This window comes from Celerinatantimonas sediminis (assembly GCF_046054195.1).
Taxonomy (GTDB): Bacteria; Pseudomonadota; Gammaproteobacteria; order Enterobacterales; family Celerinatantimonadaceae; genus Celerinatantimonas.
The window spans coordinates 12,157-37,728 of the sequence record NZ_JBEQCS010000006.1 but is presented as its reverse complement, the minus strand read 5'-3'; the positions used below and the strand labels follow the sequence as shown (position 1 = coordinate 37,728).

General features: G+C 46.8%; 37 protein-coding genes. 8 read left to right on the top strand and 29 right to left on the bottom strand.

The annotated features are described in order from the left end of the window. Positions 1-52 precede the first annotated feature (52 nt). Positions 53-526: a helix-turn-helix domain-containing protein gene (locus tag ABTQ23_RS08770; protein ID WP_408615329.1), complete on the top strand. Its 474-nt coding sequence runs from the start codon at positions 53-55 to the stop codon at positions 524-526. A gap of 89 nt (positions 527-615) precedes the next feature. Continuing rightward, positions 616-993: a helix-turn-helix domain-containing protein gene (locus ABTQ23_RS08765; protein WP_408615328.1), complete on the top strand. Its 378-nt coding sequence runs from the start codon at positions 616-618 to the stop codon at positions 991-993. Positions 994-1,034: 41 nt separating this feature from the next. Here the strand turns inward: ABTQ23_RS08765 and ABTQ23_RS08760 are convergent, their stop codons facing one another. The 3 genes from ABTQ23_RS08760 to ABTQ23_RS08750 all read right to left on the bottom strand — a co-directional run bounded on the left by ABTQ23_RS08760 (position 1,035) and on the right by ABTQ23_RS08750 (position 3,703). Then, complete coding sequence (locus ABTQ23_RS08760) at positions 1,035-2,795, bottom strand: AAA family ATPase (protein WP_408615327.1); 1,761 nt, start codon at positions 2,793-2,795, stop codon at positions 1,035-1,037. Positions 2,796-2,953: 158 nt separating this feature from the next. Next, positions 2,954-3,079 (bottom strand): hypothetical protein, encoded by a 126-nt coding sequence (locus ABTQ23_RS08755; protein WP_408615326.1) that lies wholly within the window; start codon positions 3,077-3,079, stop codon positions 2,954-2,956. A gap of 249 nt (positions 3,080-3,328) precedes the next feature. Then, on the bottom strand, positions 3,329-3,703 hold the full coding sequence (locus ABTQ23_RS08750; protein WP_408615325.1) for a hypothetical protein: 375 nt from the start codon (positions 3,701-3,703) through the stop codon (positions 3,329-3,331). A gap of 291 nt (positions 3,704-3,994) precedes the next feature. Here ABTQ23_RS08750 and ABTQ23_RS08745 point away from each other — a divergent pair, with 291 nt between their 5' ends. Continuing rightward, complete coding sequence (locus ABTQ23_RS08745; RefSeq protein ID WP_408615324.1) at positions 3,995-4,987, top strand: nucleoside triphosphate pyrophosphohydrolase family protein; 993 nt, start codon at positions 3,995-3,997, stop codon at positions 4,985-4,987. Positions 4,988-5,104: 117 nt separating this feature from the next. Further along, positions 5,105-5,524, top strand: a complete 420-nt coding sequence (locus tag ABTQ23_RS08740) for a hypothetical protein (RefSeq protein WP_408615323.1) — start codon at positions 5,105-5,107, stop codon at positions 5,522-5,524. A 48-nt stretch (positions 5,525-5,572) separates the two neighbouring features. On the opposite strand, the gene ABTQ23_RS08735 is transcribed toward ABTQ23_RS08740, so the two are convergent. The 15 genes from ABTQ23_RS08735 to ABTQ23_RS08665 form a co-directional block, all read right to left on the bottom strand. Further along, positions 5,573-6,751, bottom strand: a complete 1,179-nt coding sequence (locus tag ABTQ23_RS08735; RefSeq protein WP_408615322.1) for a contractile injection system protein, VgrG/Pvc8 family — start codon at positions 6,749-6,751, stop codon at positions 5,573-5,575. Continuing rightward, on the bottom strand, positions 6,751-7,191 hold the full coding sequence (locus tag ABTQ23_RS08730; RefSeq protein WP_408615321.1) for a phage tail protein: 441 nt from the start codon (positions 7,189-7,191) through the stop codon (positions 6,751-6,753). Before ABTQ23_RS08730 ends, ABTQ23_RS08735 begins: the two co-directional genes overlap by 1 nt. A gap of 5 nt (positions 7,192-7,196) precedes the next feature. Next, positions 7,197-9,734, bottom strand: coding sequence for a phage tail tape measure protein (locus tag ABTQ23_RS08725; RefSeq protein WP_408615320.1), 2,538 nt, complete (start codon positions 9,732-9,734; stop codon positions 7,197-7,199). After that, a complete protein-coding gene (locus ABTQ23_RS08720) occupies positions 9,724-9,846 on the bottom strand; it encodes a GpE family phage tail protein (protein WP_408615319.1) in 123 nt (40 codons plus the stop codon). Before ABTQ23_RS08720 ends, ABTQ23_RS08725 begins: the two co-directional genes overlap by 11 nt. An 8-nt stretch (positions 9,847-9,854) precedes the next feature. Next, entirely contained in the window at positions 9,855-10,151 is a 297-nt protein-coding gene (locus ABTQ23_RS08715) for a phage tail assembly protein (protein WP_408615318.1), read from the bottom strand. A gap of 26 nt (positions 10,152-10,177) precedes the next feature. After that, positions 10,178-10,693 (bottom strand): phage major tail tube protein, encoded by a 516-nt coding sequence (locus ABTQ23_RS08710; RefSeq protein WP_408615317.1) that lies wholly within the window; start codon positions 10,691-10,693, stop codon positions 10,178-10,180. Between the two features lie 9 nt (positions 10,694-10,702). Then, a complete protein-coding gene (locus ABTQ23_RS08705; RefSeq protein ID WP_408615316.1) occupies positions 10,703-11,869 on the bottom strand; it encodes a phage tail sheath protein in 1,167 nt (388 codons plus the stop codon). Positions 11,870-12,028: 159 nt separating this feature from the next. Beyond that, positions 12,029-12,475 carry a phage tail assembly chaperone gene (locus ABTQ23_RS08700; RefSeq protein WP_408615315.1) on the bottom strand — a complete coding sequence of 149 codons (447 nt, stop codon included), beginning with the start codon at positions 12,473-12,475 and terminating at the stop codon, positions 12,029-12,031. Then, positions 12,475-14,103: a phage tail protein gene (locus ABTQ23_RS08695; RefSeq protein WP_408615314.1), complete on the bottom strand. Its 1,629-nt coding sequence runs from the start codon at positions 14,101-14,103 to the stop codon at positions 12,475-12,477. Before ABTQ23_RS08695 ends, ABTQ23_RS08700 begins: the two co-directional genes overlap by 1 nt. Beyond that, entirely contained in the window at positions 14,100-14,714 is a 615-nt protein-coding gene (locus ABTQ23_RS08690) for a phage tail protein I (protein ID WP_408615313.1), read from the bottom strand. The genes ABTQ23_RS08695 and ABTQ23_RS08690 overlap by 4 nt, the downstream gene beginning before the upstream one ends. After that, a complete protein-coding gene (locus ABTQ23_RS08685; RefSeq protein ID WP_408615312.1) occupies positions 14,711-15,610 on the bottom strand; it encodes a baseplate J/gp47 family protein in 900 nt (299 codons plus the stop codon). The genes ABTQ23_RS08690 and ABTQ23_RS08685 overlap by 4 nt, the downstream gene beginning before the upstream one ends. Further along, positions 15,607-15,960, bottom strand: a complete 354-nt coding sequence (locus ABTQ23_RS08680; protein WP_408615311.1) for a GPW/gp25 family protein — start codon at positions 15,958-15,960, stop codon at positions 15,607-15,609. Before ABTQ23_RS08680 ends, ABTQ23_RS08685 begins: the two co-directional genes overlap by 4 nt. After that, on the bottom strand, positions 15,957-16,556 hold the full coding sequence (locus ABTQ23_RS08675; RefSeq protein ID WP_408615310.1) for a phage baseplate assembly protein V: 600 nt from the start codon (positions 16,554-16,556) through the stop codon (positions 15,957-15,959). Before ABTQ23_RS08675 ends, ABTQ23_RS08680 begins: the two co-directional genes overlap by 4 nt. A gap of 80 nt (positions 16,557-16,636) precedes the next feature. Further along, positions 16,637-16,927, bottom strand: coding sequence for a type II toxin-antitoxin system RelE/ParE family toxin (locus tag ABTQ23_RS08670; RefSeq protein WP_408615309.1), 291 nt, complete (start codon positions 16,925-16,927; stop codon positions 16,637-16,639). Further along, on the bottom strand, positions 16,920-17,141 hold the full coding sequence (locus ABTQ23_RS08665; protein ID WP_408615308.1) for a TA system antitoxin ParD family protein: 222 nt from the start codon (positions 17,139-17,141) through the stop codon (positions 16,920-16,922). Before ABTQ23_RS08665 ends, ABTQ23_RS08670 begins: the two co-directional genes overlap by 8 nt. Before the next feature lie 219 nt (positions 17,142-17,360). On the opposite strand from ABTQ23_RS08665, the gene ABTQ23_RS08660 reads away from it, so the two are divergent. Further along, positions 17,361-17,879 (top strand): hypothetical protein, encoded by a 519-nt coding sequence (locus tag ABTQ23_RS08660; RefSeq protein WP_408615307.1) that lies wholly within the window; start codon positions 17,361-17,363, stop codon positions 17,877-17,879. Positions 17,880-18,064: 185 nt separating this feature from the next. Continuing rightward, the gene (locus ABTQ23_RS08655; protein ID WP_408615306.1) at positions 18,065-19,333 is read left to right on the top strand and encodes a PIN-like domain-containing protein; all 1,269 of its coding nucleotides are present in this window, start codon (positions 18,065-18,067) and stop codon (positions 19,331-19,333) included. Between the two features lie 35 nt (positions 19,334-19,368). Here ABTQ23_RS08655 and ABTQ23_RS08650 read toward each other — a convergent pair whose 3' ends face one another. Next, positions 19,369-19,584, bottom strand: coding sequence for a hypothetical protein (locus tag ABTQ23_RS08650; RefSeq protein ID WP_408615305.1), 216 nt, complete (start codon positions 19,582-19,584; stop codon positions 19,369-19,371). A gap of 274 nt (positions 19,585-19,858) precedes the next feature. Here ABTQ23_RS08650 and ABTQ23_RS08645 point away from each other — a divergent pair, with 274 nt between their 5' ends. Both ABTQ23_RS08645 and ABTQ23_RS08640 read left to right on the top strand, forming a co-directional pair. Further along, positions 19,859-21,121, top strand: coding sequence for an AAA family ATPase (locus ABTQ23_RS08645; RefSeq protein WP_408615304.1), 1,263 nt, complete (start codon positions 19,859-19,861; stop codon positions 21,119-21,121). Position 21,122: 1 nt separating this feature from the next. Beyond that, positions 21,123-21,569, top strand: a complete 447-nt coding sequence (locus tag ABTQ23_RS08640; RefSeq protein ID WP_408615303.1) for a hypothetical protein — start codon at positions 21,123-21,125, stop codon at positions 21,567-21,569. Here ABTQ23_RS08640 and ABTQ23_RS08635 read toward each other — a convergent pair. Genes ABTQ23_RS08635 through gpM form a run of 10 tightly spaced genes read right to left on the bottom strand, consistent with a single transcriptional unit; the run spans position 21,558 to position 25,570 of the window. Continuing rightward, positions 21,558-21,986, bottom strand: coding sequence for a phage virion morphogenesis protein (locus ABTQ23_RS08635; protein WP_408615302.1), 429 nt, complete (start codon positions 21,984-21,986; stop codon positions 21,558-21,560). The two genes, ABTQ23_RS08640 and ABTQ23_RS08635, sit on opposite strands and share 12 nt — an antisense overlap. Continuing rightward, on the bottom strand, positions 21,976-22,458 hold the full coding sequence (locus ABTQ23_RS08630; RefSeq protein ID WP_408615301.1) for a phage tail protein: 483 nt from the start codon (positions 22,456-22,458) through the stop codon (positions 21,976-21,978). Before ABTQ23_RS08630 ends, ABTQ23_RS08635 begins: the two co-directional genes overlap by 11 nt. Next, the gene (gene lysC, locus ABTQ23_RS08625; RefSeq protein ID WP_408615300.1) at positions 22,442-22,711 is read right to left on the bottom strand and encodes an Rz1-like lysis system protein LysC; all 270 of its coding nucleotides are present in this window, start codon (positions 22,709-22,711) and stop codon (positions 22,442-22,444) included. The genes ABTQ23_RS08630 and lysC overlap by 17 nt, the downstream gene beginning before the upstream one ends. Continuing rightward, positions 22,644-22,985, bottom strand: coding sequence for a hypothetical protein (locus tag ABTQ23_RS08620; RefSeq protein WP_408615299.1), 342 nt, complete (start codon positions 22,983-22,985; stop codon positions 22,644-22,646). Before ABTQ23_RS08620 ends, lysC begins: the two co-directional genes overlap by 68 nt. Further along, a complete protein-coding gene (locus ABTQ23_RS08615; protein WP_408615298.1) occupies positions 22,982-23,779 on the bottom strand; it encodes an N-acetylmuramidase domain-containing protein in 798 nt (265 codons plus the stop codon). Before ABTQ23_RS08615 ends, ABTQ23_RS08620 begins: the two co-directional genes overlap by 4 nt. Beyond that, positions 23,780-24,118, bottom strand: coding sequence for a phage holin, lambda family (locus tag ABTQ23_RS08610; RefSeq protein ID WP_408615297.1), 339 nt, complete (start codon positions 24,116-24,118; stop codon positions 23,780-23,782). Beyond that, positions 24,109-24,315, bottom strand: a complete 207-nt coding sequence (locus tag ABTQ23_RS08605; protein ID WP_408615296.1) for a tail protein X — start codon at positions 24,313-24,315, stop codon at positions 24,109-24,111. The genes ABTQ23_RS08610 and ABTQ23_RS08605 overlap by 10 nt, the downstream gene beginning before the upstream one ends. Continuing rightward, positions 24,312-24,776 carry a head completion/stabilization protein gene (locus ABTQ23_RS08600; protein WP_408615295.1) on the bottom strand — a complete coding sequence of 155 codons (465 nt, stop codon included), beginning with the start codon at positions 24,774-24,776 and terminating at the stop codon, positions 24,312-24,314. The genes ABTQ23_RS08605 and ABTQ23_RS08600 overlap by 4 nt, the downstream gene beginning before the upstream one ends. Beyond that, on the bottom strand, positions 24,754-24,918 hold the full coding sequence (locus tag ABTQ23_RS08595; RefSeq protein WP_408615294.1) for a hypothetical protein: 165 nt from the start codon (positions 24,916-24,918) through the stop codon (positions 24,754-24,756). Before ABTQ23_RS08595 ends, ABTQ23_RS08600 begins: the two co-directional genes overlap by 23 nt. Further along, a complete protein-coding gene (gene gpM, locus ABTQ23_RS08590; RefSeq protein WP_408615293.1) occupies positions 24,884-25,570 on the bottom strand; it encodes a phage terminase small subunit in 687 nt (228 codons plus the stop codon). The genes ABTQ23_RS08595 and gpM overlap by 35 nt, the downstream gene beginning before the upstream one ends. Positions 25,571-25,572 lie beyond the last annotated feature (2 nt).

Sequence of the window (25,572 nt, the reverse complement as noted above, 5' to 3'; positions counted from 1 at the left end):
ATAAACTGTACTCAATTTGAATATAAAATAGATCCTCGAAACTCGTATGTCAATGGATAGTACTAAATTTGTTTATATGTCAGCAGTGGATGTGCTGGACCGTCTGTCCTCGGTATTAGGGACAAAAACAAGTCATGAACTCGCTAGTGCGCTGGGTTGTAGCCCCCAAGCGGTGAGTGGTTGGCGTTCTCGAAATAAAGTGCCGTATTCAAATTGCGTAGACATCGCCGTGAGGACGGGAATCTCGTTAGATTGGTTGTTAACTGGGTTGGGTCCTGTTCGTCGCTCACCAGAAATTACAGCTGAATTATTACCGCAATATGCAGATTCAGAAAAAGCAGATCTCAATGAAATGAGTATCGCGTTTAAAAAGCCATTAACCGAGCTTTCAGCTGATGAAAAAGAGCTGATTGAGTTGTATCGGAAGCTGGATAAAGCAGATCAACACGATGTGCAATCTGTTGCTCGGCGTTTTAAACGAATGACAGAACTTGAACAACAGCTTTATCAAATGAAGGGCAAGTAACTGCCTAGCTTTACTTAGATCATGATTATGATTTTTAGATTAGGATAAGCTTTCTCAGAACGTGAAATTCTAACTAGGATTGATTCATTTTGAGTAACAAAGATATTCGCAGTGTTATAGAACGCCTGCAGATTATTCTAAAAGTTTCTAACAATAATCAGCTATGTAAAGCCTTGGGCGTGAACCGTTCGACATTAGGCAACTGGGTTTCGCGTAACTCAGTGCCTTACTCATTGTGTGTTGACGTCGCTGAACAGAATGAGGTTTCAGTGGACTGGCTATTAACAGGCGAAGGCTCGGTTAAACGCATCCGGCAACTCTGCACCCAAACCGACCAAGAACGCGTGCTTTTGGAAACCTACCGAGAGTTAGACGAAGCCGACCGCCAAGCCATTCATGCCGATGCACTGCATCGCAAGCGCGTGAAAAATCTTGAACAACGATTGAATGAGATAGAAGGGAAGTAGCGGGCTGTGCCCGCATTTGGCTTATTCTCAGCTATAGAAATCTAATTTCTATTCACTTCAGCGATAAAAGCACACAATTCTATAATTTTCTTATCCAAATTTAGAATATTAAATTTAGCAGGATTATTTTCAGTGTAATATCGAGCAACATCAACTTTGTTTGCTTGGATATCTCCTTTTGAAGTTTTTTTATATTTTAATAGATTTGCCCATTGTCCTTTATGTAAAATTTTTGTCGCTGATTTTACAACATTAACCACAGCATCTTCGACTTTGTCGTCATCAAGATAGTTTTCTATTTCACGACCTTGTGTTATCCAGGCAAAACCTCGCCCTTCATTGAATTCATTTTTTAACCGAGTTTTAGTGGCATTTAAGTGTTTGCTAAGCTTATCTTTATCACTATCTATTAGAATGACTGAATTTCGATTCAGTTTTCTAAGAGAGATTAATTTGTCAGCTTGGTCACTATCTAATGCAGTTAAATGATTTGCTAACCGACCTCCATAAAACATAATCGAATAATGAACTCCTTCTATAAAATTGGGATTTTTAGCAGAAATCCAATAGTTGAGATAGATTCGATCTGATGGGCCTTCAACCCAGATGATGCAGTTTGCTTGAAGAAGATCTGACGCTTTATAGCCTAAATCAGTACATATTGCCGATCTTTCTTTTGTATTGATAACCGATTCAACATGAGACTCACCATCGACTTGAGTTACATGAAATATAGTTGCTTCGGCGGCATCCAGCAGGTGAGCTGAATGGGTAGTGAAAAAGTATTGATTATTTGTATGTTCTGAAAGGTACTTGATTAATTTTCGTTGAAGGGATGGATGCAGATGAAGCTCTGGTTCTTCAATACAAATAATTGTTTTTTCTAATAATGTGGCAGCGGCCGCAAGGATAATGACCTCATGAACACCAGTACCTAAAGATTCTAGGGGAAGAGTTTTATCCTCCGTATGAACGAGAATCATATCTCGTTCATACGGTACTTCAATCACGGCATTATCGTTTTCTAGAACTTTTTGAACAAACCGATTAATTGCATCAAATTTTATTTTTTTTTCTTGTTCTTCAAGAGGTGGATTTTGAATTTGAGCCAATCTCTCAATGATCCCTTCGCCACTAAAATCATTAGCAATACTTTTAGCTTCACCGATTTTTCGTATGGCTGGAATGACTTCTATTTTTAGTGGTTGGGAGGGTAAATATTTTATCTTTTCTATGCTGTCATTAATCCAAGTGTTTACTTCTGCTCCGCTTCCATTCGTTAATGCTTGCCATAAATGAAACCATTCCTGGGTCGTTAATATAGACGGAACTACATTATTATTTATATCTAATAAAAAACCTCCATTTGTAATATTCGATTTATATGTAAACCAAACCTCATCACTATCTGTGAATAGATGATTTATTATTTTATGAATATTAGATATGATAATTTTATGAGAATTTTTCCTATACAATATATGTTCTATATATTGATTCAAATCTTCATCTAAGATAGGAAATGAAATTCTTTGACTAGCATTAACTTTTGAGAAGTGCTTATCTATATATTTAAAAGGAAAACTATTGGGTTCGCTTCCATTTGGATGTCTTGCTCTGGAGACAAAAAACTCATACTGTTCCTTTAAAAATCTGATTATATTAGATTTTCCAACATTATTTTGCCCAATGATTAAATTTATTTTTTGAAGTGGAGCTATTTTTGTTAATTCATCTCCGAAGCTACGATATCCAGAAAACCCAAATCCTTTTAGCAAAATACCATCATTCTCATCTGACATAAAATTAACCTTGTTAGCACCAATCTAATGAATCCAGTTTATATCTCGTTAATCGATTGAGACTTATCATCTCTCTCGAAAGATGAATGAGCAAGTTTTTAGAAGCGGTTGTTTGATCTGAAAAGCCACTGACTAGCAGTGGCTTTGATGAAAATACTCTAGGCTTTGTCGGCTTGACTAAACTCGATTGTAATATCGAGCAGTGCGCCAAATGCTTTCAGTTTTAGGTGGATACAGCGAAATCTACCTAACGAACTGCCAGCATTGCGTTTGAACATTCCCATATGGGCTCCTCAAACGGGTGGGGCGCAGAAAAATCGCCTTGATAAAAACATAGGCAATGTTTAATATCTTGAATGTGAATTGATTAAACATTTATGTTTTTTCCAAGTTGATGATGCCCTGCACACTCATCATCAGAAACCCAGAAAAGTTGCCGCTTTTCTGGGTTTTGTTTTTGCATCAATTACTCATCTGATGTGCTCATGTGATTATTATCCTGCCACTTAAAGATACGATCCACACCCTTTGCTTTATTCGAATAATTCTTCTTCATCATCAATCTTCGTTAATTGGTTTAAGAGCGTTTTGTAGCGCGCTTCATCCCAGTAGCGGAATCTCGTTGCCAATAGCCCTGCAGCTTGCTGCGCTAAGTCATTATCCGGTACTGAAATTTCCAAAACGCCATAGGTCTGCGCTGCTTTGATATGCAGCAGTTGCTCAAGTTCGGGTGGGGCATCAAGTGCCTCAATGAGAATCCGAGGATAATTTTTATGAAGTTTGGCTTTGTTGATTTCGATGAGATTGATGGTCTTTGGATGAATGTGCGAGCGAAGCGATAACTGGCTGAGTCGCATTTCTAATTCAATACGCGCTTTGCGCATTTCTTTTCCGAATGGAGTGAGCATAGTGGCCTCGGCCTTTGCTGATGTGTGATCCCCAATTTAGAGAAGAGGCAACTCTTGGACAGCTCGTTTAAGTTGTATTGGCAGAGCTTACATTCGGTTATTTCTGTGATAGATCAATGATAAATTGCAGAATTTGTTGTTGTATAAAAAAGAGGCCGATTTCATGAAAACTGAAGCTTTCACTGTACACCTAGATAGACGCGTAGACTAAAGCAGAATTTAGGCTAAAAGTGTGTGGGCAGTTTTTGAGCGTTCATAATATACAAACTCTATATTTATAGGATAGAAAGAATGGAAATAAAATCTGTTAAATCAATAGACGAGCTACAAACCTACTTCGGTTGTCTTTATGGTGAGATAAATAATAAGCGTGATTGGCAAGATATCTATGGTTACTTAAGTAGGACAACTGGGTATTTAACTAGAAATATTTTGAAAAAGCGATCTGATATACAGGATTTTATTCGAGCATTTTCGTGGTTATTTGCATTAGCGAATAAGTTAGATATTAATTTACAAAATAGTTTTTATAAAAAATTCCCAGGAATTTGTCCATATTGCCTAGAGGAAAACTGTTGCTGTGTCAAAACTAATAAAAAGCCGATAGAATACAGACCTGCATATAAAATAGCAGAAGAATTGCAAGCTAAGTTTGATGTAAAAGAAAGATTTGGTACTAAAGATTTGAGTTCTGCCGCAAAAAATATTAGCAAAATTTATCCAGCTAATAATGCAATATGGCACTTTGCTGGCCCTTGGGTTAATTGTTCTAAATTGTTTGAAGAAGTAGCTGAGATTCATGAGGCTATTAGTAAATTTCTCATACATGAAAAACGTAAGGAAAATGTTGAAGAGGAATTCGCTGATGTATGTGCTTGGTTATTATCTGCGTGGGATTGTTGCAATCAAAATAAAAATATAGATCAAGAAATTGTTAATTATTTTTATCATGGTTGTCCAGTATGTCACTCAAATCCTTGTACTTGTGATACCAACGATGGCCGAATTCAAGGTTTGGTTGATGCCAAGAGGTTTGCAGAACTTAGAGGTCTATTTGAACAATTAGAAAAAATTTCCCCACATGCTAAAGAAGATGTTCAGGATTTAATTTTATCACTTAAGAGTGCTGAGAATTCTCAATCAGAGACCGTTGCTACAGCAGCAATTTCAGAAGCTAAAACTAAGTATGAACGACTTACTAAAACATTAGAAAAAACAGAGGATGTATCTAAGATTTTATTGTCTATAGGTGCTGTAATTAAATCTATCCTAGGGCTCTTCTAAACATAAGGAGCCGCTTAAATTGACAACTAACGCCCAATCTTTTTTAGTTCGTTTTAAATTCAGTGTGGCGTTAGCTGCAACTTAGCTAAGCGTCAGGCGATAATACGGAGCACTTACATGGAAAATATTGACTATGTAGCATGGTGGGGAGCACTTCTTTCCACGCTCTTAGCCATCGTAAAACTCTATGAACTATGGACCAATCGTTTTCGTATTGATATTGGGAAAAATTTAACTTCAGAAGAAGAGTTAGGAAATCAAATCTTCATACGAAATTTAAGTTCTAAGCCAGTCATTTTGGAATATTGGGTTGTAGTATATAAGTCTGGCATATGGCCTAGGAGAAAATTTGAGTATATAGTTTCTCCCGAAGAATGTGCTACAGATGTACAGATTCTACCTAATTCTAGTAAAACGCTTTCATTTAATGGTCCAGATCATTTTCTCTGGGATAGTAAGACATTAAATGGCCGTAAAATTTATATAAAATTATATATTGCAGGTCGTAGAAAATTCTATAAGAAAGTATGCGACTAGCCGTTTGCCTAAAACTCGCAGCACTTAACAAAAATACCAGTCATTAATTTAACCCTTCAATTTTCCCCATTCCCTTTGTGCTGCGCGTTTGGCGTTGTTCTCACTGGCGTACAGGTAACTTAAATGCTTGTAGTTCGGGCCGCTGCCGGCGGTGACGGATTTTTGCTGATTATTGGCATCTAAATACCAAGCCATAACACCGCTGAAGGTATCCGGGTGGCTGTCGATGAGGTTTTGCGGTGTCTGGGTGGTGAGCGATAGTTCGGTGGTGTAGCTTTGCGGGCCAAATTGGTGGCGCACGTTGCCACCTAGCCAGATGATGGCACTTATCTGCAATTTAATGCCGTTGATGCGATAGGTTTGCTCAGGGATTAAATCGGGGCGGCCACGGGCGAGAGTAAAGGTGAGTGAGGCACTGCCTTGCTGGAGCCGTTGCCACTCGGCTCGTGCGGCGGCTAAGGCGCTGGCTTGGTCGGTGTAGCTGTGGCGCAGCTCTTTGTAATCATCGCCCGTGCCGGCAATGGTGGTGAGTCGTTTTGCCTGGTCGGTGCGGTAATAGTAGGCTTTTACGCCGGTGTAGCTGCCTCGTTTGGCTAACATGTAACGGTGTTGGTCGCCATCTTGGCGATTGAGCGTGATGGTTGGCAGGGCAATGCCGCTTAAGTTTTGGCTTTGGCCATTGGGTAAAAACAGCAGGTGATTGTTTTTAATGGTGGCCACTGCGCCATAGTGTTGACCAAGGCGGCTGAGCAGGTTGGCATCGCTCTCGCGGGTTTGGTCTAAATGTTCCAAGGTAATACTGGCAAGTGAGGCCGATATCGCTTGTTTGAGCGAATAGCGCTGGGCAATAACCGATAAGACCGAGCCAAGTGTGACGCCATGCCAGCTTTGCTCGCGTTTGGTTTTAAATGCCCCGCTAAGGTCAGCACTGCGGGCGCGAATATGTAGCAAATCTGGTGTGCCGCTGTGTTCGACTTCATCGACCGTGTAACTGCCTTTGTAAGTGAGGCCGCTATCGCTCCAACCCAGCCATAATTGCAGCACGGCATTGGTAGGCGGTAATACCAGCAGGCCGTCATCATCGCTTAATGTGACGGTTAAAGTGTCGGCGGTTAAATCGCGGTTATCGGTGAGTGATAAACTGACCAAACGCGGCTGTAGGGTGCTGGTCATATCCGTGCCATTGACGGTGAGTTTGCAGATGGGCTGCGGATTAGTGAGCGCCATTAGTTAGTGACCAGCGGTAACAGTTGGCTGCCTTGGGTGACATCGCCCAGCAGGTCGGTTCGGTCGTCATCAATGCGCTGCAATGCCAGATTAAATTCAATATGGCGGGCACTGCCGTTGTCGATAAAGATGCTTTTGCTCTCTTCCATGCTCTCTAAAATAAAAATGCCATACACGCGGCCCGCGCCTTCAACCAGTGGGTAGGCTTTGCCAGTGTTGCCCATCATTCTGAGGGCATCAAGGCTGGTCGCGCTGCCTTTAAAAGTGGGCAGCAGGGTGCCGGTTAAGCGAATGGTGTCATCACCTTTGCCGATAAACTGGCGCGCGGGGTTGGTGCCAACGCGCTCCGTTTTGCCAAAGCGCCACTGGGTTTGGCGGCGCAGTTCTTGGTAGGCAAGGGTGGTGAGTGAAAAGACAAAGTTGCCGTAGGCCATCATCATGGTGGTTAGTCCTCATCACTGAGTTGGCTGCGTTGGTTCACGGCCAATTGCTGCTGAAATTGGGCCAGTTGGCGCTGTACTTCGCGGCCAATGGCGGCGGGGTCCATGCCCGGAGCGGGGGCAATGGTCACGCTAAAGTGGTTGGTTTGGGAAACTTGGCGCGAACTGTTTGAGCGCAGCGGCGCGCGGCTGTCAAAATTGGCTGATTGAAAGCTCAGCGCCTGTGCGCCTTGTTGGGTCAGCTGCTGGCCTAATTGGCGCATGGTTTTAAGCGGCGCTCTGGCGCTTTGGCGCAGGCCGTTATCAAGCCCGGCCATGGTGTAACCGCCCAGCTCTGCAAAGACGCGGCTTGGTGAGTGGATGCCGAGTTTTTGTTTAAACCAGCTGATCACGTTGCTGCCAATGCTCATGATGCGATCTTTAATCGCACCTAATCCGAGGCCATTTAAAAAGCCCTGGATGACCATCTTGGCGCAGTCGGTCATTTTGGCGGGCAGTTTAATGCCAAAGTAACTGAGCACTCCCGCAAAGGCGCGGTAAAACAGCGCCAGCGGATTAAAATCGGCAATGAATTTTAAAATGCCTTTGAGGCCGCCGCTAAAGTCTTGCTTGATTTCGCTCCAGAGCTGGCTAAAAAAGCGTTTAATTGGGCTCCAGTAGCGGTAAATCAGATAGGCCGCCGTGCCAATGGCAGTAATGGCAAGGCCAATTGGGTTGGCCAGTAGAATTCGCCCAAGCCAGAGCAGCGCTTGGCCAACCATCGGCAGGGCGCGAAGGGCCAGCGCTTTAAAAATACTGCTTAAAAAGCCGAGCCGCAGCCCTAAAATATTGACGATAAAGCGCAGGGTAAACAGCGGCCCCAATAAACTGGCTAGGGTCAGCGTGAGTGCGCCACCCACCACCATAATGGTGGTGAGAATGCCCGCTAGTTTAAACAGTGTGGCGGCAAGCTTTGGGTTGGTGTGCACCCAGTCTTTTATTTGGTGCAGAATACTGGTGATGTTTTGCACGAGTGAGCGCAGCGGCCCATCTTGCTGGGTTTCTATCTCGATACCTAAGTCTTGCCAACCACTGCCCAGCGTTTTTAAATCGCCGCCTAAGTTATCGGCCATCACATGGGCGACTTTGGCCGCCGTTCCCTGATAATTGCTCACCTGCGTGATGTATTTTTTAAGCCCGCCAATGCCGGCTTGGTCGAGCAGTTCGGCCATGCCGGCAGCTGGTTCTTCACCAAAAATCTGTTTGAGCACATTGAGCCGTTTGCCGTTGCCCATTTTTGCGGTGGCTTTGGCCACATCTTGCAATACATCAGGAATGGCGCGCACATTGCCTTTGGCATCGACTGCGCTCACACCGAGTTTTTTCATCATCTTAGCCGCTTGTTGGGTCGGCGATGAAAGCCGCAGCAACATGGCGCGAAGCGTTGTCCCCGCTTGCGAGGCTTGAATCCCCACGTTGCCCAATAACCCGGCCATACTGGCGGCTTGCTCTAAGCTCATCCCCGCGGCTTTGGCAACCGGTGCCATAAATTTCATGGTTTGGCCAAGCATCTGCAAGTTGGTGTTACTGGTGATGCTGGTTTTGGTGAGCACATCGGCCACGCGAGTCATTTCACTCGATTGCAGGCCAAAGCCGCTCAAAATATTGGAGGAGATATCGGCGGTTTCGCCTAAATCTAAGTTGCCCGCTTTGGCTAGATTGAGCATCGATGGCATGGTCTGGCGAATCGCTTTGGGGTTAAAGCCCGCCATGGCTAAAAATCCCTGAGCATTGGCAGCATCCACGGCAGTGTATTGGGTGCTGGCCCCGAGGGCGCGGGCTTGATCGCGCAGCGCTTTGAGTTGCTTGCTGTTGCCCGAAAGTTGAGTGAGCGCCTGTACGTGGCTCATCGCCTGGGCAAAATCAACACCTGGGCTAAGCAGTTGTTTGCCGGCAAATAAATAGGAGGTGCCTGCGGCCAGTGTGCCCGCGCCATTGGCAGCCATGGTGCCGGTAAAGCGCTGGTTGCGGCGGTAACGGTTGCGCAGAAATTTCATTTTTTCTTGCTGCTGAGCAAGCCCGCGCAGGCGATTTTTTTGCGCGTTAATGGCGCTGTTGGTTTGCTCGATATCACGGCGCAAGCTGCGCTCATGCTGGCTTAAGTGGCGGGTATCAAGCCCTGATTGGTTTAAGCCGCGGCGCATCTGCTCAAGTGAAAGGCGTTGTTGGTTGTATTGCTCTTTTAAGCGGCTTGCACCGCGTTTGGCGCGCTCAAACCCGCGCACTTGGGCGCGCGTGGGCGATTCGGTTTGGGCCATGGCCTTGCCCAGTTGTTTGACCGTTTGCCGGGCTTGTTGGTATTCGTTTTGGGTGGTTTGCAGCGCTTGATTTTGGCGGCGAAAGGCCTGCACATCGCGCTGTTGGGTGTTGAGCTTTTTGAGTGCGTTGAGGTTGATTTGCAGTTGCTTGGAGAGTTTGCCAGAGCCTTGGGTAATTGCCCGAATCGGCTTTAAGGCTTTATCCACCGCTTTTAGAATAATCTGAATTTTTAGATCATTGGCCATCGTTTTGCTCCCACCGAGCGCGGGCCTGTTCGCGCCAGCTCATTAAATCGCAAAGGGCCAGGGCGTTTAACTCGCTCGGCCCCCAGTGAAACACCAAGGCTAAATCGGCCATGGCATCTTCTACTCGGTTTGGTAGTCCATGAACTGCTTGGGTACTAAAAAACTGTTTACCTCTGTGCCCAGTTGCACTAAATCAGCTGGCGAGAGGCGGCGTACTTCATCTTCGGTGAGCGTGGGTTGAGTGAGCCGGGGCAAGAGTTTGGTCATGGCGTTGACGTCCATCTGCATCACGTCGACCAGTGATAAGCCGCGCAGTTCGCCGGCACTGGGTTTGCGTAAGGTCAGCGTGGTGATGGTTTGCTCGCCGCGGCTGAGTGGATCATCTAACGTTACGGTGGTTAATTTGGGCTCGGTCATTGGGGTTCTCCATCAAAAAAAGGGGCTTAAAGCCCCAAAGCACTGCGAATATCTTCAAGGCGGTCTTCACCGTTGACGTTAAAAACCATGTTGACCTGGTCTATCTCAATGATGTCGCTGCCATCGATGCTTAGTTTGTAGTAGCTGCAAGTGGTGGTGTATTTGTGTTCGGTGTCGTCGCCGGGTTTGGCATCGCCCATGTCGATTTCTTTATGAAAACCGCGCACGTTAATCTCAACGCCTACGGTTTCGCCGGTATCATCGCGCTGCACCGCGCCATTAAAGCGCAGCGGCACGGCACCAGCGCTGGTTTGGCCAAACTGGCTAAGGGCAATGGTGTCAAAACCGCCAAGGGTCCACTCCAGCGTGATGGCATCATCCGACAGGCCCATATCCACATCAATGGTGCCGGGCATGCCGCCACCGCGATAGCTCTCGGTTTTAATAGCAAGCTTAGGCAGGGTGATGCTTTTCACCATCCCCATGTAGCTGTTGGCGTCGTTAAACAGGTTAAAGTTTTTTAGTTTACGTGGCAGGGCCATGGGGACTCCTTAGCTGTTTATTTGGCTGGCAAAGTCAGCTAAATAGGTGTCGGTAATGTGCTGGCGCAGCATTAAGTTTTCCAGCGGCGGCACCGGCGTGTAGTCGTAATCGATATACAGTTTGCCGGCTTTGAGGGTGTCTTCGGTGTTAAGCGTTTCGTCATACCAGGCGCTGCCGCCTAACAGGTAGCCAAGCGACACCCATTCGCGGAATTTGGCATTGATGCCTTCTAAGATGTCGCGCACCAAGGAGGCATGCAGGGGTTTATCTACCGCCCAAAAGTGCGCATCGGCCATTGTGTCCATGATGATTTGCGCAGTGCGGGTGTAGTTTTCAAAAAAGAAGGTGTCTTCTTCGCAGGTGCGCGAGCCCCAAAAGCGAAAGCCATCACGGCGAATCAATGTGGTGATGCCGTTTTTGTTGAGTAGGTCGGCATCGGTGCTGGTACTTTGTAAGTCCCAATAGACATCTTTGCTGATGCCATCCACGCCGTTGACCGTAACGTTAGAGAGGGTTTTGTGCCAGCCAGTTTCTTCGTCGATTTTGGCGCGCAGCCCTAATGCGCGAGCAACGGCATTGGCGTTGGCTTCGGCATCGGTTGTGGTATCCCAGGCGGTAAAATCGGGCCACAGTAGCATGAGCTCGCGCGCCCCAAAGTTATTGCGATAATCAATGGCGTCTGAGACGTTCTCGATGCCATAGCAACTGGCGTAGGCAAAGGCGCGCAAGGTTTGGGCAATGCTGATCATGGCACTAACCACTGGCTGGGTATCAAGCCCCGGTACGCCTAAAATGCGTGGTTTCACACCTAATTGTGCTTCGGCGGTGAGCAGTGCTTGCAAGCCGGTGTAGCGGCCGTTCTCTGTGCCACCAATAATGTTGGAGGTGGTTTCATCGTCGCTTTCACCTTCGGCCACTCGCACCACTACGGTGACGGGGCTGGCTTGGTCGCTAATGGCGTCTAATGCCGCGGCCAGCGTGCCTTTAACGCCTGCATCACTGATGGCGTTTTTAACGTTGGTTAGCAGCACTGGTTTATTGAGCGGAAACGCCGATTCGTCGGCATCTTCAGCGGTGCAGACCATTCCAATAATGGCCGATGACACCGTTGTGATTACCCGGCTGCCTTCGGTTATCTCGGTAACACGCGTGCCGTGGTGGTAGTCAGTTGGCATAACAAGCTCCTGCAGGAAGATTGATTCTCTGGCAGGTTGCCAAGGGCCGGGGCAATGGGCAGCTGATTTTAGATGTAGTGACCAAAGCTACAGTGGGCAATGTATTGGCGGTTTTGAAGTTAGCTAAAAATGAGGGCCGCAATGACGCAGCCCTTTGGGTTATTTCCCTGTAAATTCGCCCGGTGTTTCGGGCCATTGCACATCAAATGGAAAACCGTCTTGCTCCGGTACATTGCGCAGTGCAATGCGATATTGCCGCCAATCGCTGGCATCAGTGCCGGCATCTTCTAAGCGGTTAATCTCACGGCTCGTGCGGTCGGCTAGTTCATCACGCGTAGCGCGAACGGCAGCGGCTTCGGTCGCTTGTTTTTGTTCGTCGGTGGGGGCAATTGCCGCTTGATAGTCGGTTTCACTGAGCTCTGTTAAATCATCTTTGATGTAGACCCGAATGGACTGAGCACTTTGCAGAGCGATTAGATTCTCATCTGAGTTATCGGCATCATACGCCGCCTGAGCTGCGTCTACCTGTGCCTGTTTTTCAGTGGATGTGAGTAAACCATTATCGTATGCATAAAGCTGATTAGTATCATCTTTGAAATATCGCATTATTCAATCTCCATCCAGTGGTATCCACCATTCATCGAGTTTCCTGTAAAATCAAACATATACGTTTCACCAGGCAAAAATAAAAATGTCCCGTCATAAAAGTCCCAAAGTCCGCTCCCCTGAGAGGCGGTAATCGCATTAACAAATGCCGTTCCGTTAATCTCTACAGTTAGCAACCCAGTGTTATTTGAGTTACCAAAAATCAGATGTACTAACCTCGGTTTTTCACCCGTAACTGTATAAGTTGTGCCAAAAACACGATCAACACCTACCGTATATATTTTTCGAGTCGATGATGCGTTGAACGGATATACAGGTAGATTCGACGTTGTATAGTTTTGAATCCATTCATTCGTCCCTCTATGATATGTACCAGCTATCCTCTCACCGGCTTTCCCACCAGCACAAATTATTGCATAATCGTAGCTACCGTATGGGACTTTAACCCCTTTAAAATTTAATGACTCAGTTGGGTCACTTGATAGTAACGTTGTATTAAAATAGATGAATCCATTGGGTATCGCGTCAATTACCGACAAAGGGGTGGTTGAGTCGATCATCAAACCAGTGTCAACCCCGTCACCAAACAAACCAAACTGACTCATCATCTCCGCGACCTGATTGACTCCAGGGATTGCCTCCCCAGTTCCGGATAACGCGTCAGCATCTTTTGCGCGCTTGACAGCGCCGGCGACGGAAGTTGTTGCTGCGGGTAATCGATCGCTATCAACTTGCCCAGTTTTCAAATTCCCCGCATCTTCGCTGTAACTCTTCGCTGCGGCTTCAGCCGCATCGGCTTTACTACTGGCATCCGCTTTTGCACTAGCCAACACGGTTGCATCCTGTGTATCCGCATAACTTTTGGCACTGCTTAAAGCGCTGTTGGCTTTGCTGGTTGCATCGGATTTAGCAGCGGCTAAGGTTGCAGCATCTTGGGTATCAGCATAACTCTTGGCGTTTTCAAGAGTGCTGGCATCTTGAGTGTCGGCGTAGGTTTGGGCGTCTGCCAGTGCCTGGTTGGCCTTTTTAGTGGCGTCCGATTTTGCGGCGGTTTGATAGCTTTTATCCTGAGCATCGACATAGGCTTTGATGTCGCTGTCTTGGCTATCAACGTAGGCTTTTAAATCGCTGTTTTGCGTGTCGCTGTATTGCTGAACACTGAGCATTTGCGCATCGACATAATCGCGGGTGGCGAGCACGACCGATGGGTCAATTTTAAGGGTGACGGCGCTGGTGTTGCTCACTGTTAAGACCATGCGAATGCGCTGCACGCGGCCGGAGCCTTCAGACAATAGCGGCTTATAGGTCGGTGGGCAGTTGGCAATCGCCAGCATATCGCCGTTGGTGTCGAACAAACCCAACTCGCGGATCCAATAACCGCCTTCATCTTCAGGCACAACCAGCTCGGCAATGATCTGGCTGGGGTTATCGTCACTCACGCTTAGGCTGTTTAAACTGGCGCGGTAGTGCTCGTTAAGCAGCGCCGTTTGGCTCTCGCTTGGCGTTGGTGTGTCGCCGTTGCCATCGCCGAGTGCCATCTGTTTAATCTCAACAGCTTGGTCCAGTGCGGTGGCATTGGCGATTTTAGCCTCGCCAATGGTGGTTAAAATGGCAAAGTATTGGCTCATGAATCACCTTGCGGTTGGATGGTGAGGGTATCAATTTGATGGCTGCTGCCACCGGCATATTGGGCGCTTTGCGTGGTCACCAGCTCTGGCATGTAGGCGTACACGGTTAAGTCATCCCCGCAGTAGGTCGCTGCATGGGTGAAAAACTCCCCTGAGGTAGAGAGTGACAACATCAGCCCCTGCATTTGCCGACTGACTGGTTTGGTGTCATCTATTAGCAGCTCGAGCAGGGCGTAAAGCTCATCGGTAATGCCTTGATCTTTTACGCCGATAATCAGCCGAAAGGTGCCGGGCGTTGCGTCCTCTTGCCACCACTCAATCACCTCCAGCAAAAAGCCCAGCGGTTCAACCACGCGGCGCAGTGCAGCAATGGTGCCTTTGTGGGCGTGGGTAAAATAGCTATCGGCGATGGTTTGGCGTTTGGCCGCATCGCTCCAACTGGCATCCCAACGGTCCACACTGCGCGCCCAGGCTAAATAGGGCATTAAATCACTGGGGCAATCGGCGGGGCGATGAATCGCTCGAATCGGCACTTCGATGCCATCGACCGACTCACTGATGGTTGAAAGCTCGCGCTCTAATGCGCTGGCATTGGGTGGTAAGACACTCATTGCGCTACCTCAACGCTCATGCCCGTGCAATAACCGCACTGGGCCGCGGTTGGCACCACATCTTGCCAGTCGGTGAGGGTGACTTTGGCCACGCCTTCAACATGCAGGGCCGCATAAATCGCCGAGGCGGCAATCTCTACGCCCAATCGGCGGCGCTGATTGACCACCTCGGTTAAATTACTGGTGGCGGCATCCACAATGAGTGAGCTTTCTGCGCCTGTGGTGGCAAGCTCTAAGGTTGCGTTGACCTGGTATTCAATAATCTCAGCTGATTGCACTGTTAAGCGATCGCCCAATGGGCGGCGTTCTTCATCACTTAAATAGCTGCGAACGGTATCAAGCAGCGCGTTGTCTGCGGTGCCGGGTTCGGTGGCCGATTGAATGGTCACCGTGACCGCTGCTGGCGATGGACTCACCGCGGTGGCATCGGCCACTTGGCCAGAGGCATTACGTGCGTGAAAAATATAGCTGTTGCGCGGCCCGGCGGTTGATAACCCTTCCCACGCCATTTGAATGCGCTCGCGTAGCGCTTCGTCGCTTTCCATCACTGCATCGGTCGAATCTGTGGCGGCGGTGATTTCTAATCGTGTGAGGTTTACATCGGCGGCTTTTTGGTCAAGGTCATTATCAGCGGCATAGGCCAACATGGTGGCTTGCGCCGCCTCATTAACGCGCTGGCGCAAGAGCATTTCGCGATAACTAAAGACTTCCAACAATTTGGTGAGCGGTTCTGATTCCAGCGCCAATGTTGCCGCCACTTCGGCCTGTTGATCGTTGTCGTAGTAACTTAAAAGCAGGGCCTTGTTATCGCTTAGCAGAGTTTCATAGTCGATGGTTTCTATTACATCGGGGGTTGGCAGTGCAGATAAATCAATCGGGGTAAACGTTGCGCTCATGCGGCAGCTCCTAAGCGCACCGGAATGCGTAAATTAGTGGCAGCATTGGTGTCGGTGCGTGTGCCGGTGATTTCAACCACAAACGCGCCGCTTTGCTCGGTGCTGCTTAAACTTAATTGCGAAATACGAATGCGCTGCTCCCATTTTAAGAGCGCCGAGGCAATAGCTGAGTACACCAGCACGCTTGTGGCTTCGTTGGCTGGGGAGTCGATTAAATCCAGCAACTGGCTGCCGTAGTCGCGGCGCATCACCCGCGAACCAATGGGCGTGTTGAGAATATCGCTAATCGATTGCACCAGGTGATCATCACCCGTTAAAGTGCGGCCATTGTCGGCTGACATCCCCATCATGCGACTGGCCCTCCTGATGTTTCATCGCCGCGTTCCACATCACTATGGCGATGGCCTTTTAAGCTGATGGACTGCGCGGTGACATCTTGCTCTGAATGAATCACCCCTTGGGATTGCATCTCGCCCTCGGCATTTAAATTGCCAGTAATGGCAGTATTGCCAACAATTTTGACATCGCCGATTAAGGTAAAACCGCCCGATGCCGTAGCCGTGACTTTACCGCCAGCGGGCAAAGTGGCTGTGAGCTGATGGTTAGCGGTGTCGTAATCAATGACTGCGCCATCACGATACTGGCGGCGATGCGTAGTGGTGGCGGTCGATGGGCTAGGGCGGTTGGTGCTAAATAGCGAGGCGATGATGACCCCTTGCTCGAGCGTGCCACCGGGGCAGAGCACAATGACCTGTTCGCCAACTTCGTGCGGGTCATGTTCCCCATCACTACCCGCGCGAACCGTGGCCAGAGGCAACCAGTGGGTTAGAAGCTCGCCACAGCTGACCCGCGCACAGGGAAACTCTGCACGGGAGTAGTCAAGCTCGCTAATTACGCCGATGCGAATGAGGTTATCCAGTCGGCGATTGATTTCTGCAATGGTCATACCCCGCACGCTAAAGAGCAGCGCGCAGAGCGTCAGCTAGAGGTGGGTGTATCGAGAAGGTTTACAGAAATAAGCAGAGATTATAATTCGCGCTTAATATCGCGATAAAAATTTTCGTGAGAGCCGAACGTGAGTAGCTCCAGCGTAACTGTGCCGTCTTCGTAACTGTAGCCAAGCAGTGTGAGTTGCTTAACCATTTTGAATTTATAGACACGTAAAAAAAGCAGATCTCCTTTTTTCTGTTCACCAAGGAGTGGATTTTCCATCAATTCGCGAACAGCCTGGTCGAGGTCTGCTTTTTGATTTTTGTGCAGTTTCTTGGCAGCTTTTTTAAACGTAGGCGTTTGAAAAATACGTTCTATTTTAGCCAAAGTTATATTCCTCTAACTCTCCTGCTTCTTTCTCAGCTTGAGCAATAATAGCTTGTTTAACAAATTCATATGGGAGATCTGGGTTATCTTCCATCATTTGGCCAATTTTAGCCCAATGCTCAATTTGCTTTGGCGTTGTGCGGTTCAATGCTTTAGCCATAATGGTTGCTTTATTTACTAGCTTTTGGTCAAGCCGTACACTTGAAGTTGCCATAATTTCCCCCTTCTTTAATTTGATTATTGTAGCGATTCGCCACAAATGATGCAATTTGCATTTTTTATACTCAATCCAAGGGTTAAGCCTTTTGCTCGATTGTAGGTTTATAAATTATGGTTTTAAGATACCTCTCTTTTCTGGCAGGGTTCAACGTTATCCAGTTGATTTTTTTGATAAATAAATCAACATGAACGGGATAGATAGAATAGGGATGTTATGAAAATTTATGCAGTGCCAATACTGGCAGTTTTGACAATGAGTTTAGCAGGATGCTCATCGACGTTTTACAGCAATTACAAAGATGGTAAGCCGTTGGTTAATTTTCCATACAAAGCGGAGAATAGTGCGATGCGCCAGCGCAATTTTACGGACTGTAAAATTGAAGCTGTACAGCGGGTGCCACAGCATATTGTGAGTAGCACAATGCCGACTTACACCACGCCAGTGCAAACCCGCTGTAATACCATTGGTACGCAGGTATTTTGCAATACCACTGGTGGACAAACCTATGGTGGGCAGACGTATACCTCCGATACGAACGCGGGGCTTCGCAAACAAGCATTTGTGGAATGCCTAGTTGACCATGGATATCGCTTTGTAACCATCCCCGCCTGTCCGTTAGGAACTACCCAATATAACCTCGATTCGAGTAATGGATTACAGCCATTATCGAGCAACACCTGTTATATCGCATTTCGTAAAGGCGGCTATAGAGTTGGGACGCTTGTTTATTAAGTAAGGATAGCTTTCCAATCAATTGTCACTTTAACACCAACGAAGGGAAAAATTTAAGCTTTCGTTGGTTTCCTCCACAACAATATTTGCTTCTCAATCAATGGGCTAAGCCTTTCGAACTATTGATGATTTAGATAATGTGGGATAACTTTATCCTAAAGTCTTTATAAAGCATGGAATTGCGTGTGAAGGATCTTTTCCCTGGATATTTTCCTAAAACCGGGACTGAGCTTGAAGCTCTCTGGACGTCTGATGAGACATTGTTTGTCTTTGATACCAACATATTGTTGGGGTTGTATCGCTATACCCCTACCACTAAAGATGCGTTCCTTAATACCTTGGATAAGATTAAGGAAAGAGTGTGGCTGCCTTATCAAATAGCTGAAGAGTATCTGCGTAATCGCGCATCGGTTATCCATGAAGAAGCGGAGAGTTATTCAACCTTATTGAAACAAATTGAGGGCGTTAGAACGTCACTTAACAATCAGCGTAAAAACCCATTTATTACCGATGAGACGCTGACACAGGCAAATACGCTGTTTGACCAGTTAAAAACAGAGTTAGATGAAGGTAAAAAGGAATTTACTAAACGTTATCACGATGATGCAATCCTAGATAAAATTAGTTCTCTTTTTGAAGGGAAAGTCGGTAAAAACGGTGATTCTAAGCAATCTGATAAATGGATAGAACAGGGGGTTTATAGAGTTAACCAACAAATTCCGCCTGGTTTTGCTGATAAGAAAAAGCTCAATGAAGCACCTACTATTAAAGACAAAATCGATGCGCTGGGTGATTATGTCTTTTGGATGCAGATTATTAATCATGCTAAGTCTAAAAAAAACAATGTTGTATTGGTAACTGATGATACTAAGCAAGATTGGTGGCATAGAACAGAAGATAAAAACTGGACTTTTGGGCCTCGCAGTGAATTAATTCTTGAGTTCAGGGCCTCAGTTCCTGAGAGAGATATATTTATCTGTCAATCTAACAAATTTTTGCAGCTCTCAAATGAATACTTAGATACAGAAATTGAAGAGGATGTCATCTCTGAAGTTGAATTAACTGGAGGGATCTCTTTCGATGAAGCTAGAAAAATAGCATCAAATATGAGAAGTAAGATGTTTAATATGGGGCTCGATTTCCAAGAACATTCTTTCCAAGAGCAACAGGTGTTGAAGGCTGATTTTGAAGATCAACTCGATAATGACATGATGGTTGATCAGATGAAGACACATATCTTTTCAGTATCGCATGATATAGAAGGGCTAGATATTGAGAAGCAGAGATTAATCCATCGGTTAGGTAGTGAAAAGGTTTCACACTCTAAAAGTCATTATCTTAAAGGGCGCATTGAAGAAGTTGATATAGAACTATCAAACAAACGTAATCAGCTTAAGGCGTTTCAAGAATTATTGTCTGATTATATAAAGCAGAATTATCCTGATTGGAACTAAATCTGATTAGAGCAGCCGAAGCTGCTCTATAGGAATTAGTGGGTACTGTCTGGATTTTCAATGTGCTGTAACACATCACTCATCAGTGATGTCATGGAGTCCAAGAACGCGGTCACTAAAGTTGGTTCGAGGAAAAAATCCTGAGAGTTGGGTATGTACGCCGTTGTGCTTTGTGTTAGTGCCAGACTGTCGCGGATGTTACGAAGTTTTCGAAAGTCTTCTTCACTGAGATGATAGGGATAGTTTGCCATGGTTGGCTCCTTAGATTTGTTGTCACACAAATGTTTGTTTACCCAATGTTCGGGTGGTCAGGAGGGTGACAACGGCTCTAAGAGACCGCTCTGCCTATTCCCCGAAGGTGTTGTATTCGGCAGAACTCCCGACCATAAATCAGTCGGCCCACAAATTTTGGGCACAAAAAAACCGCAGTGCTTTCGGGTGCGGGTAAACCGCTTAGAAGAGGTTGTCACGCCTCAAGGTCAGAGTAGTATATTGAATATTATTGTCAAGAGGAATTGATAGATTATGGAAGGAATAACGATAGACAATTTTTTGGTTGTGAAGAGAGCCAAGTTTGAAATTAACAGGATAAATGTAATTATTGGCCCTCAAGCATTAGGTAAAAGTGTTGTGGCAAAAGTAGCATTTTTTCTTAGAAATTGTTCAGGCTATTTTATAGAAGGATGTATCAAAGAAAATACTCTATTAGATATATCAAAAAAAATCAAAATTGACTTTTTATCTAGGTTTCCAAAATATACGTGGAATGGTACTAATTTTGCTATTGAATATTATAATGGTAGTATTTCTATAAAAATAATAGGTGTTAAATCAAAATCAAAAAACAATACTACAATAAAAGTTTCATACAATAAAAGGTTAAAGGCTATCTATAATAAAAATAGAACCCTTTATAGGAAAAAAGTCGAAAGTATTAATGCTAGTGAATCAAAAGATGCATCAGATGAATTATTCGGATTTTTTTATAGCGATATCAAGATGAAGTTGTTTGAGTCAGAAGAAACAAGTTTTTTCAAAGAAACAGTATTTATCCCAGCAAGTAGGTCATTTTTTTCTAATTTACAAAAAAATATATTTCTATTTTTATCTTCAAATATTGATATAGATCCATTTTTAAAAGATTTTGGCTCACAATATGAAATGGCTAAAAAAATGTATAAGAGAGGTATTCTTGAAAAAGAATCCTTTAGGGGAAATATGAATGAAAATATTAATGAGCTTTTTGGTAGGATATTAAAAGGACAATATAGATCTAGAGATGATCAAGATTGGATTTTTTCTGCTAAAGAAAGGAAAATAATAAATGTTCTTAATGCTTCATCAGGGCAACAAGAATCGTTACCTTTTTTACTCGTTTTAATCGTATTTTCTAGATTTATGGAAAATGATTTCTTTTTTATTGAAGAACCGGAAGCTCATTTATTTACAGATTCCCAAAGTCAAATCGTATCGCTTTTATCTGAATTATATAAGGAGGACACTCGATTCTTTATTACAACACATAGTCCATATATATTAACTACATTAAATAATATGATTTATGCTAATGATGTTGTTGGTAGTGATGCTGATAAGTTAGCTAAATTTAAAAAAATTAATGGCGGGGGAGAACCTATTAAGTTTGAAGATGTATCTGCATATACTATAAAAAATGGTATTTTGGAGTCTATTCTTGATACAAAATATAGAATGATCAATAGCGCACATCTTGACGGAGTTTCTGATCGAATTGAAGAAGTTATGGATAATCTTATGGAGATGGATTGAGATGGATATTAAAAGCTTAGGTGAACCATGCTCGGATTCTAAAATCAATATGCATGAGAATAAAACGTGCGTAAATATAGAAAATTCATCTCGATTTACATATTACAAAATTCATGTTGATTGTAAGGATGCAGATCCTACAAAGCGGAAATGTGATTATATTGTATTTAAAAATGCGTCAGAAAAAGATGAGCATCAACTGGCATTATATGTTGAACTTAAAGGCGGAGGGGTAGCACGAGCTTCATCTCAAATACAGCAAACACTAAGAGATACAGAAAAGGATTTTAAGGACTATTTGAAGAAATGCTTCGTTATTTCTACTGGAGTACCAAAAATGAGAGGGGAATTACAGAGGATAAAAAAAGAATTTAAACAGAAAACTAATCTGATTTTGCATGTAGAACGTTCACCTGCTTCTCTCAAGGAAAATATATTATTCCGATAAATTTATGTGTTGTAACATTGTTTGCTGGACAGCGTTTTTTTTGTTTACTCCTAACACTTCCCTTTTCCTATACCGAATAGACCGGCTCTTTGGAGACGGTTTATCGGTCAATCCATACTGATGCACGCGGGCGATTTTAGCCGTTCGGCCTGTGTACCCGATGGTGACGATGTCGTCTTTGGCTTGCACCTTCATCCATTTCGCTTGTTTAAGCTTGGTAAACATTTTGCGTTTGATGCGGCCTTTGCGCGGGGCAAAAGGTGTGCCGTCGGGGTTTTGCTGGTTGCTAATGCGGCTTTGCTGCTGTTTGCGAATTTGCTGGCCAATTTGGCGCAGTTTGTTGCGCCGTTCGGCGGGGGCGAGTTTGTTTAAAATCGGCGCGGTCCAGTCTTCAAGGGCGGTGAGGTTATTCGTCATTATCATTCCAGGTGGTGATGGGTTGGCCCGTTGGGTCAATTAAGGTGAGCGCAGTGTCGCTGGGCAGTTCTTCTTCAAGCTGCGGCTCGGCGAGGTGTTCAACCTGCAAGCCCTGGTCGGTTTCAATCACACTCACGGATTCGGTGAGCGGCAGGTGCAAGATAAAATCGACATGCACGTTGTCGTTAATTTCTGCCTCAAACTCAATGGCTTCAAGCTTATCACTGTTAGTCATGAGCTCGCTTTGGTTGGTGCGTACCCAGTCAAACAGGGCGATGGTAAAGGCGTCTAAGTGGCTGGCAAAGTCGGTAATTATCAGCGTTGCGGTGTAGCGGTATTCAAACGAGCGGCTGTAATGGGCGGTGGCGCACAGGTGGCCGTTTTCGATAAACAGCAGCAGTTTGTCGGGGTTTTGTTTAAGCTCCGGCAGGCGGCTTAAAAGGTGCGCGCGCAGGTCAGTGAGTTTTTGCATTGGTTTCCTGTTGCGATTGAATCACCGCATCCACTTTGGCAGCACATTGGCTGAGCTCCCCTTGGCTTGTGAGGTAGGCTTGCAGCAGTTCGCCATTGGTGGTGATGGTTACGCTGCTTTTAGAACACGCGCTGATGCTGGGCGCATGATGCACCACCACAACCGGTGCCGGGCAGATGGGCTGCTCACTGGAGCAACTGCACAGCGCCAGCAGGCAAAGGCTGGCTAGCCCATTGGTTAAGCGTGCTGTCATGATTGATGGCCTTGGTGAGTTGGGTTTGTTTGGCTTGGGCGGTTTGTTGCAAGTGGGCCAGTTGGGTGCTGAGCGCACTTTGTGCCTGGCGCTGCTCGGCCAGTTCGCCATTTAAGGTGCTAATAACCTGCTGCGCCTGATTGTAATTGGCATTTAAGGTTTCGGCGCGCTGCTGGTAATGGTCGGCTTTGCTCTTGGCCACGCTAATGCGCCACTGTTGAAGCGAGAGTGCCACGGCGGCCAAGAGCAGGCCGCCAATGAGGTATTTATTCATCCGCTCACCCGTGTGAGGTAGTGGGTGTAAGCGCGCGCCAGTTTGGCATCGTAGGCGTTGCGCTGGTAGTTGGGGCCGTTATAACCGCTGGCAAAGTCGGCCCAATGTTGGCTGCGCAGGGCGCTTAGCAGTGGGTGGCTGGCCTTAATAAAACGGGTAAAGGCGATAAACTGGGCGCTTTCGCTGGCTTGCATTTGGTTTTGCCAATCTTTGGCGCTGGCATAACCAAGCCGTTGCCAGTGCATGCCCATAATTTGAAACAAGCCCCAGCTGGCCGCTTCAATGGCGCAGTCTTCATCAATGGCTTTGGCATCGTTCAGGCGTTGCCATTCTGCCGCACCGCCTTCGTAACCACCGGCACTGGCGTTCACCAGATTGGGGTGCGCTTTGGCAATGGCATCAATTTGTTGTTGGCGCAGCCCTTTGGCTTGTAAGCGCCGATACATGATGTGCCGCTCAAATAAGATCACCGGGCGAAACTGCTCATCAAAACCGCAGCCGCGTGATTCGACCTCGTTCACGGCGAGTATTGCCGCCAGTGGGACATCGAGCTGGCGCGCGCCTTGTTTTAACATCGGCATTTTTAGGTATTTGTCGGTGGGTTTGCCGCTTAAGGCGGCCAGTGTTTTCGCGCCTGCGCAGCCATCGGGCACCAGCTGCGTGCTTTTTTGAAAGGCCTGCACAGCTTTTTCGGTGGCGGGGCCATAATCGCCATCAGCTTCAATGGCGTAGCCGGCTTTTTTAAGCAATTGCTGCAGATGGCGCACATTGGCGCCGCGATCGCCTTGTTTCATTTAATCACTCCCTAGTTTGTTTTTGATAAAGCTCAGTGCCAGCGTGCGGCAGGTTTCGATGCCAAATAACCCAACTAATGAGGCGACACCGCCAGCGGCGGCTGCCGAGAGGCCAACACTGGTTAAACCGTAGGAGCTGGCAATGCCTAACAAACCGCACAGCGGCGCTTCAAAGGCGTACTGGCGCAGCTTGCCGCCGTTGTAGCCAATGCGCATAAAGGCAATTAAAAACGCCAGCCCGCCAGCGTAAAGCGAGGGCCAGTTGTCGTGCACAAACGTGGCAAGCCACGCCCATTTGTCGGGGTTGTCAGGCATATTCATCTGGTGATTTATTCCCATAGTTGTACCTGTGCGGTGGTGGGCTGCGAGACCCGCTCGGGCAAGGTCAGGTTGAGTCCGGCGGGCAGTGTGGGGCCGTAATCTGCCAAGCCGGGGTTAGCGTTTAAAACTGCTTCGGTGACGGCGGTGGTGCGGCCATAGTAGCGCCAGCACAGGCTATCGACGCTGTCACCTTGTTGGGTGCGAATGGTGGTCATAGTAAATCCACCGTTGAGCGAGATTGGCCGAGCAGATCGCGAATCGCCCAGCGGGCATCGCGGCGGTATTCGTCAATGCTGTAGCTGAGCAGTTCGGCGGTGTCGAGGCCATCGCCGCTTGAGTCGTAACTGCGGTAGTGCTCGGTAAGCTCGGCGGCGGCGGTGCTAAACACGGCGCGCTGATACAGCCACACAGGGCGCGAGGTGCCGCCAATGTTGACATCTGGCACGGCGTTTAAGTTGCTGTAGCCGTTGCTTTGCTGCTCGAGCGCGTAGCTTTTGAGCTCCATATTCACGCTGAACATGGCACCCATGGTGGCTTGTTCCAGGCGCGCATCGCTAATGGCGCTATCTAAGCGCATGGTGTCGCGCACGCGGTTGGTGTTGATGTCTGGAAAAAAGCCATCGTTGGTGATGGTGATGCCAGTTGGCGGAATGTCACCGTTGGCTATTAGAGTCATGGACTCTCCTTAACGCAAGTTCGGCGGTGACCAAGTGGGCGCGATTGGTTGGCCGTTGGCGCGCCAGTCGGGCCACTTGGGCCGCCGGGGTGCGTGGGTCGCTCGGGTTAGTCGGCCGTGCGTTTAAGTAAACGCTCGACACGTTCTAAATCCTTTTTGCCGCCGCAGCGGTTGTGTAAATCAATGGCTGCTTTTAGCTCGCTTTGGGCGTGCTCAAGCTGGGTGTTGTCGGGGTTTTGTTCATCGGTTGTGGCCTCGAATAGCCATTGTTTGCCGAGTGCTAAATGCACTTTGGCACGCACTTCATCGGGCATATCGTGGCCGTTGGTTAGCGTTTGGGTTTGCTCAAGCAGTGCGCGCTCAAATGGCTCGTTTTGTTTGAGCTTGGCAAGGGCGGCATCGCTGAGCTCTTCGGCAATCACACAGGCGCTGGTACGGGCGAAGCGGTCTGGCATTTTGAGGTTAAATTTGAGCACATATGCCCCAATTTGCAGGGCTCTGGCGTAGTTGGCGGCATCCATCTGCCAGAGCATGATGGTGGTGACGATGTCATCTTGCGCGCCAGTGCCGCTTTGCAGCACACCGTCAATATAAGGGGTGTAAGCGGGCAGCAGTTTGGTTTTGAGTTTGGCTTTGCCCTGGCTTGATTGAATTTGTTTTAAGCGCAGTTGATCTTGTTTGAGCTGCATCAGTTGCAGCTCGTATGCGGTGGCCCCGGCCATCTGCGGGGCGTTGGTGTTGGCAGCTTTAGCGGCTTGTTGTCGCCGTTGATGGCGCTGTGCCAGTGAGAGCATGG

Excerpts from the sequence above, each read along its gene's own strand:
- ABTQ23_RS08770 (WP_408615329.1), top strand. The coding sequence starts at position 53 with ATGGATAGTACTAAATTTGTTTATATGTCAGCAGTGGATGTGCTGGAC.
- ABTQ23_RS08760 (WP_408615327.1), bottom strand. The coding sequence starts at position 2,795 with ATGTCAGATGAGAATGATGGTATTTTGCTAAAAGGATTTGGGTTTTCT.
- ABTQ23_RS08755 (WP_408615326.1), bottom strand. The coding sequence starts at position 3,079 with ATGGGAATGTTCAAACGCAATGCTGGCAGTTCGTTAGGTAGATTTCGC.
- ABTQ23_RS08750 (WP_408615325.1), bottom strand. The coding sequence starts at position 3,703 with ATGCTCACTCCATTCGGAAAAGAAATGCGCAAAGCGCGTATTGAATTA.
- ABTQ23_RS08745 (WP_408615324.1), top strand. The coding sequence starts at position 3,995 with ATGGAAATAAAATCTGTTAAATCAATAGACGAGCTACAAACCTACTTC.
- ABTQ23_RS08740 (WP_408615323.1), top strand. The coding sequence starts at position 5,105 with ATGGAAAATATTGACTATGTAGCATGGTGGGGAGCACTTCTTTCCACG.
- ABTQ23_RS08735 (WP_408615322.1), bottom strand. The coding sequence starts at position 6,751 with ATGGCGCTCACTAATCCGCAGCCCATCTGCAAACTCACCGTCAATGGC.
- ABTQ23_RS08730 (WP_408615321.1), bottom strand. The coding sequence starts at position 7,191 with ATGATGATGGCCTACGGCAACTTTGTCTTTTCACTCACCACCCTTGCC.
- ABTQ23_RS08725 (WP_408615320.1), bottom strand. The coding sequence starts at position 9,734 with ATGGCCAATGATCTAAAAATTCAGATTATTCTAAAAGCGGTGGATAAA.
- ABTQ23_RS08720 (WP_408615319.1), bottom strand. The coding sequence starts at position 9,846 with ATGGCCGATTTAGCCTTGGTGTTTCACTGGGGGCCGAGCGAGTTAAAC.
- ABTQ23_RS08715 (WP_408615318.1), bottom strand. The coding sequence starts at position 10,151 with ATGACCGAGCCCAAATTAACCACCGTAACGTTAGATGATCCACTCAGC.
- ABTQ23_RS08710 (WP_408615317.1), bottom strand. The coding sequence starts at position 10,693 with ATGGCCCTGCCACGTAAACTAAAAAACTTTAACCTGTTTAACGACGCC.
- ABTQ23_RS08705 (WP_408615316.1), bottom strand. The coding sequence starts at position 11,869 with ATGCCAACTGACTACCACCACGGCACGCGTGTTACCGAGATAACCGAA.
- ABTQ23_RS08700 (WP_408615315.1), bottom strand. The coding sequence starts at position 12,475 with ATGCGATATTTCAAAGATGATACTAATCAGCTTTATGCATACGATAAT.
- ABTQ23_RS08695 (WP_408615314.1), bottom strand. The coding sequence starts at position 14,103 with ATGAGCCAATACTTTGCCATTTTAACCACCATTGGCGAGGCTAAAATC.
- ABTQ23_RS08690 (WP_408615313.1), bottom strand. The coding sequence starts at position 14,714 with ATGAGTGTCTTACCACCCAATGCCAGCGCATTAGAGCGCGAGCTTTCA.
- ABTQ23_RS08685 (WP_408615312.1), bottom strand. The coding sequence starts at position 15,610 with ATGAGCGCAACGTTTACCCCGATTGATTTATCTGCACTGCCAACCCCC.
- ABTQ23_RS08680 (WP_408615311.1), bottom strand. The coding sequence starts at position 15,960 with ATGATGGGGATGTCAGCCGACAATGGCCGCACTTTAACGGGTGATGAT.
- ABTQ23_RS08675 (WP_408615310.1), bottom strand. The coding sequence starts at position 16,556 with ATGACCATTGCAGAAATCAATCGCCGACTGGATAACCTCATTCGCATC.
- ABTQ23_RS08665 (WP_408615308.1), bottom strand. The coding sequence starts at position 17,141 with ATGGCAACTTCAAGTGTACGGCTTGACCAAAAGCTAGTAAATAAAGCA.
- ABTQ23_RS08660 (WP_408615307.1), top strand. The coding sequence starts at position 17,361 with ATGAAAATTTATGCAGTGCCAATACTGGCAGTTTTGACAATGAGTTTA.
- ABTQ23_RS08650 (WP_408615305.1), bottom strand. The coding sequence starts at position 19,584 with ATGGCAAACTATCCCTATCATCTCAGTGAAGAAGACTTTCGAAAACTT.
- ABTQ23_RS08645 (WP_408615304.1), top strand. The coding sequence starts at position 19,859 with ATGGAAGGAATAACGATAGACAATTTTTTGGTTGTGAAGAGAGCCAAG.
- ABTQ23_RS08640 (WP_408615303.1), top strand. The coding sequence starts at position 21,123 with ATGGATATTAAAAGCTTAGGTGAACCATGCTCGGATTCTAAAATCAAT.
- ABTQ23_RS08635 (WP_408615302.1), bottom strand. The coding sequence starts at position 21,986 with ATGACGAATAACCTCACCGCCCTTGAAGACTGGACCGCGCCGATTTTA.
- ABTQ23_RS08630 (WP_408615301.1), bottom strand. The coding sequence starts at position 22,458 with ATGCAAAAACTCACTGACCTGCGCGCGCACCTTTTAAGCCGCCTGCCG.
- lysC (WP_408615300.1), bottom strand. The coding sequence starts at position 22,711 with ATGACAGCACGCTTAACCAATGGGCTAGCCAGCCTTTGCCTGCTGGCG.
- ABTQ23_RS08620 (WP_408615299.1), bottom strand. The coding sequence starts at position 22,985 with ATGAATAAATACCTCATTGGCGGCCTGCTCTTGGCCGCCGTGGCACTC.
- ABTQ23_RS08615 (WP_408615298.1), bottom strand. The coding sequence starts at position 23,779 with ATGAAACAAGGCGATCGCGGCGCCAATGTGCGCCATCTGCAGCAATTG.
- ABTQ23_RS08610 (WP_408615297.1), bottom strand. The coding sequence starts at position 24,118 with ATGGGAATAAATCACCAGATGAATATGCCTGACAACCCCGACAAATGG.
- ABTQ23_RS08605 (WP_408615296.1), bottom strand. The coding sequence starts at position 24,315 with ATGACCACCATTCGCACCCAACAAGGTGACAGCGTCGATAGCCTGTGC.
- ABTQ23_RS08600 (WP_408615295.1), bottom strand. The coding sequence starts at position 24,776 with ATGACTCTAATAGCCAACGGTGACATTCCGCCAACTGGCATCACCATC.
- gpM (WP_408615293.1), bottom strand. The coding sequence starts at position 25,570 with ATGCTCTCACTGGCACAGCGCCATCAACGGCGACAACAAGCCGCTAAA.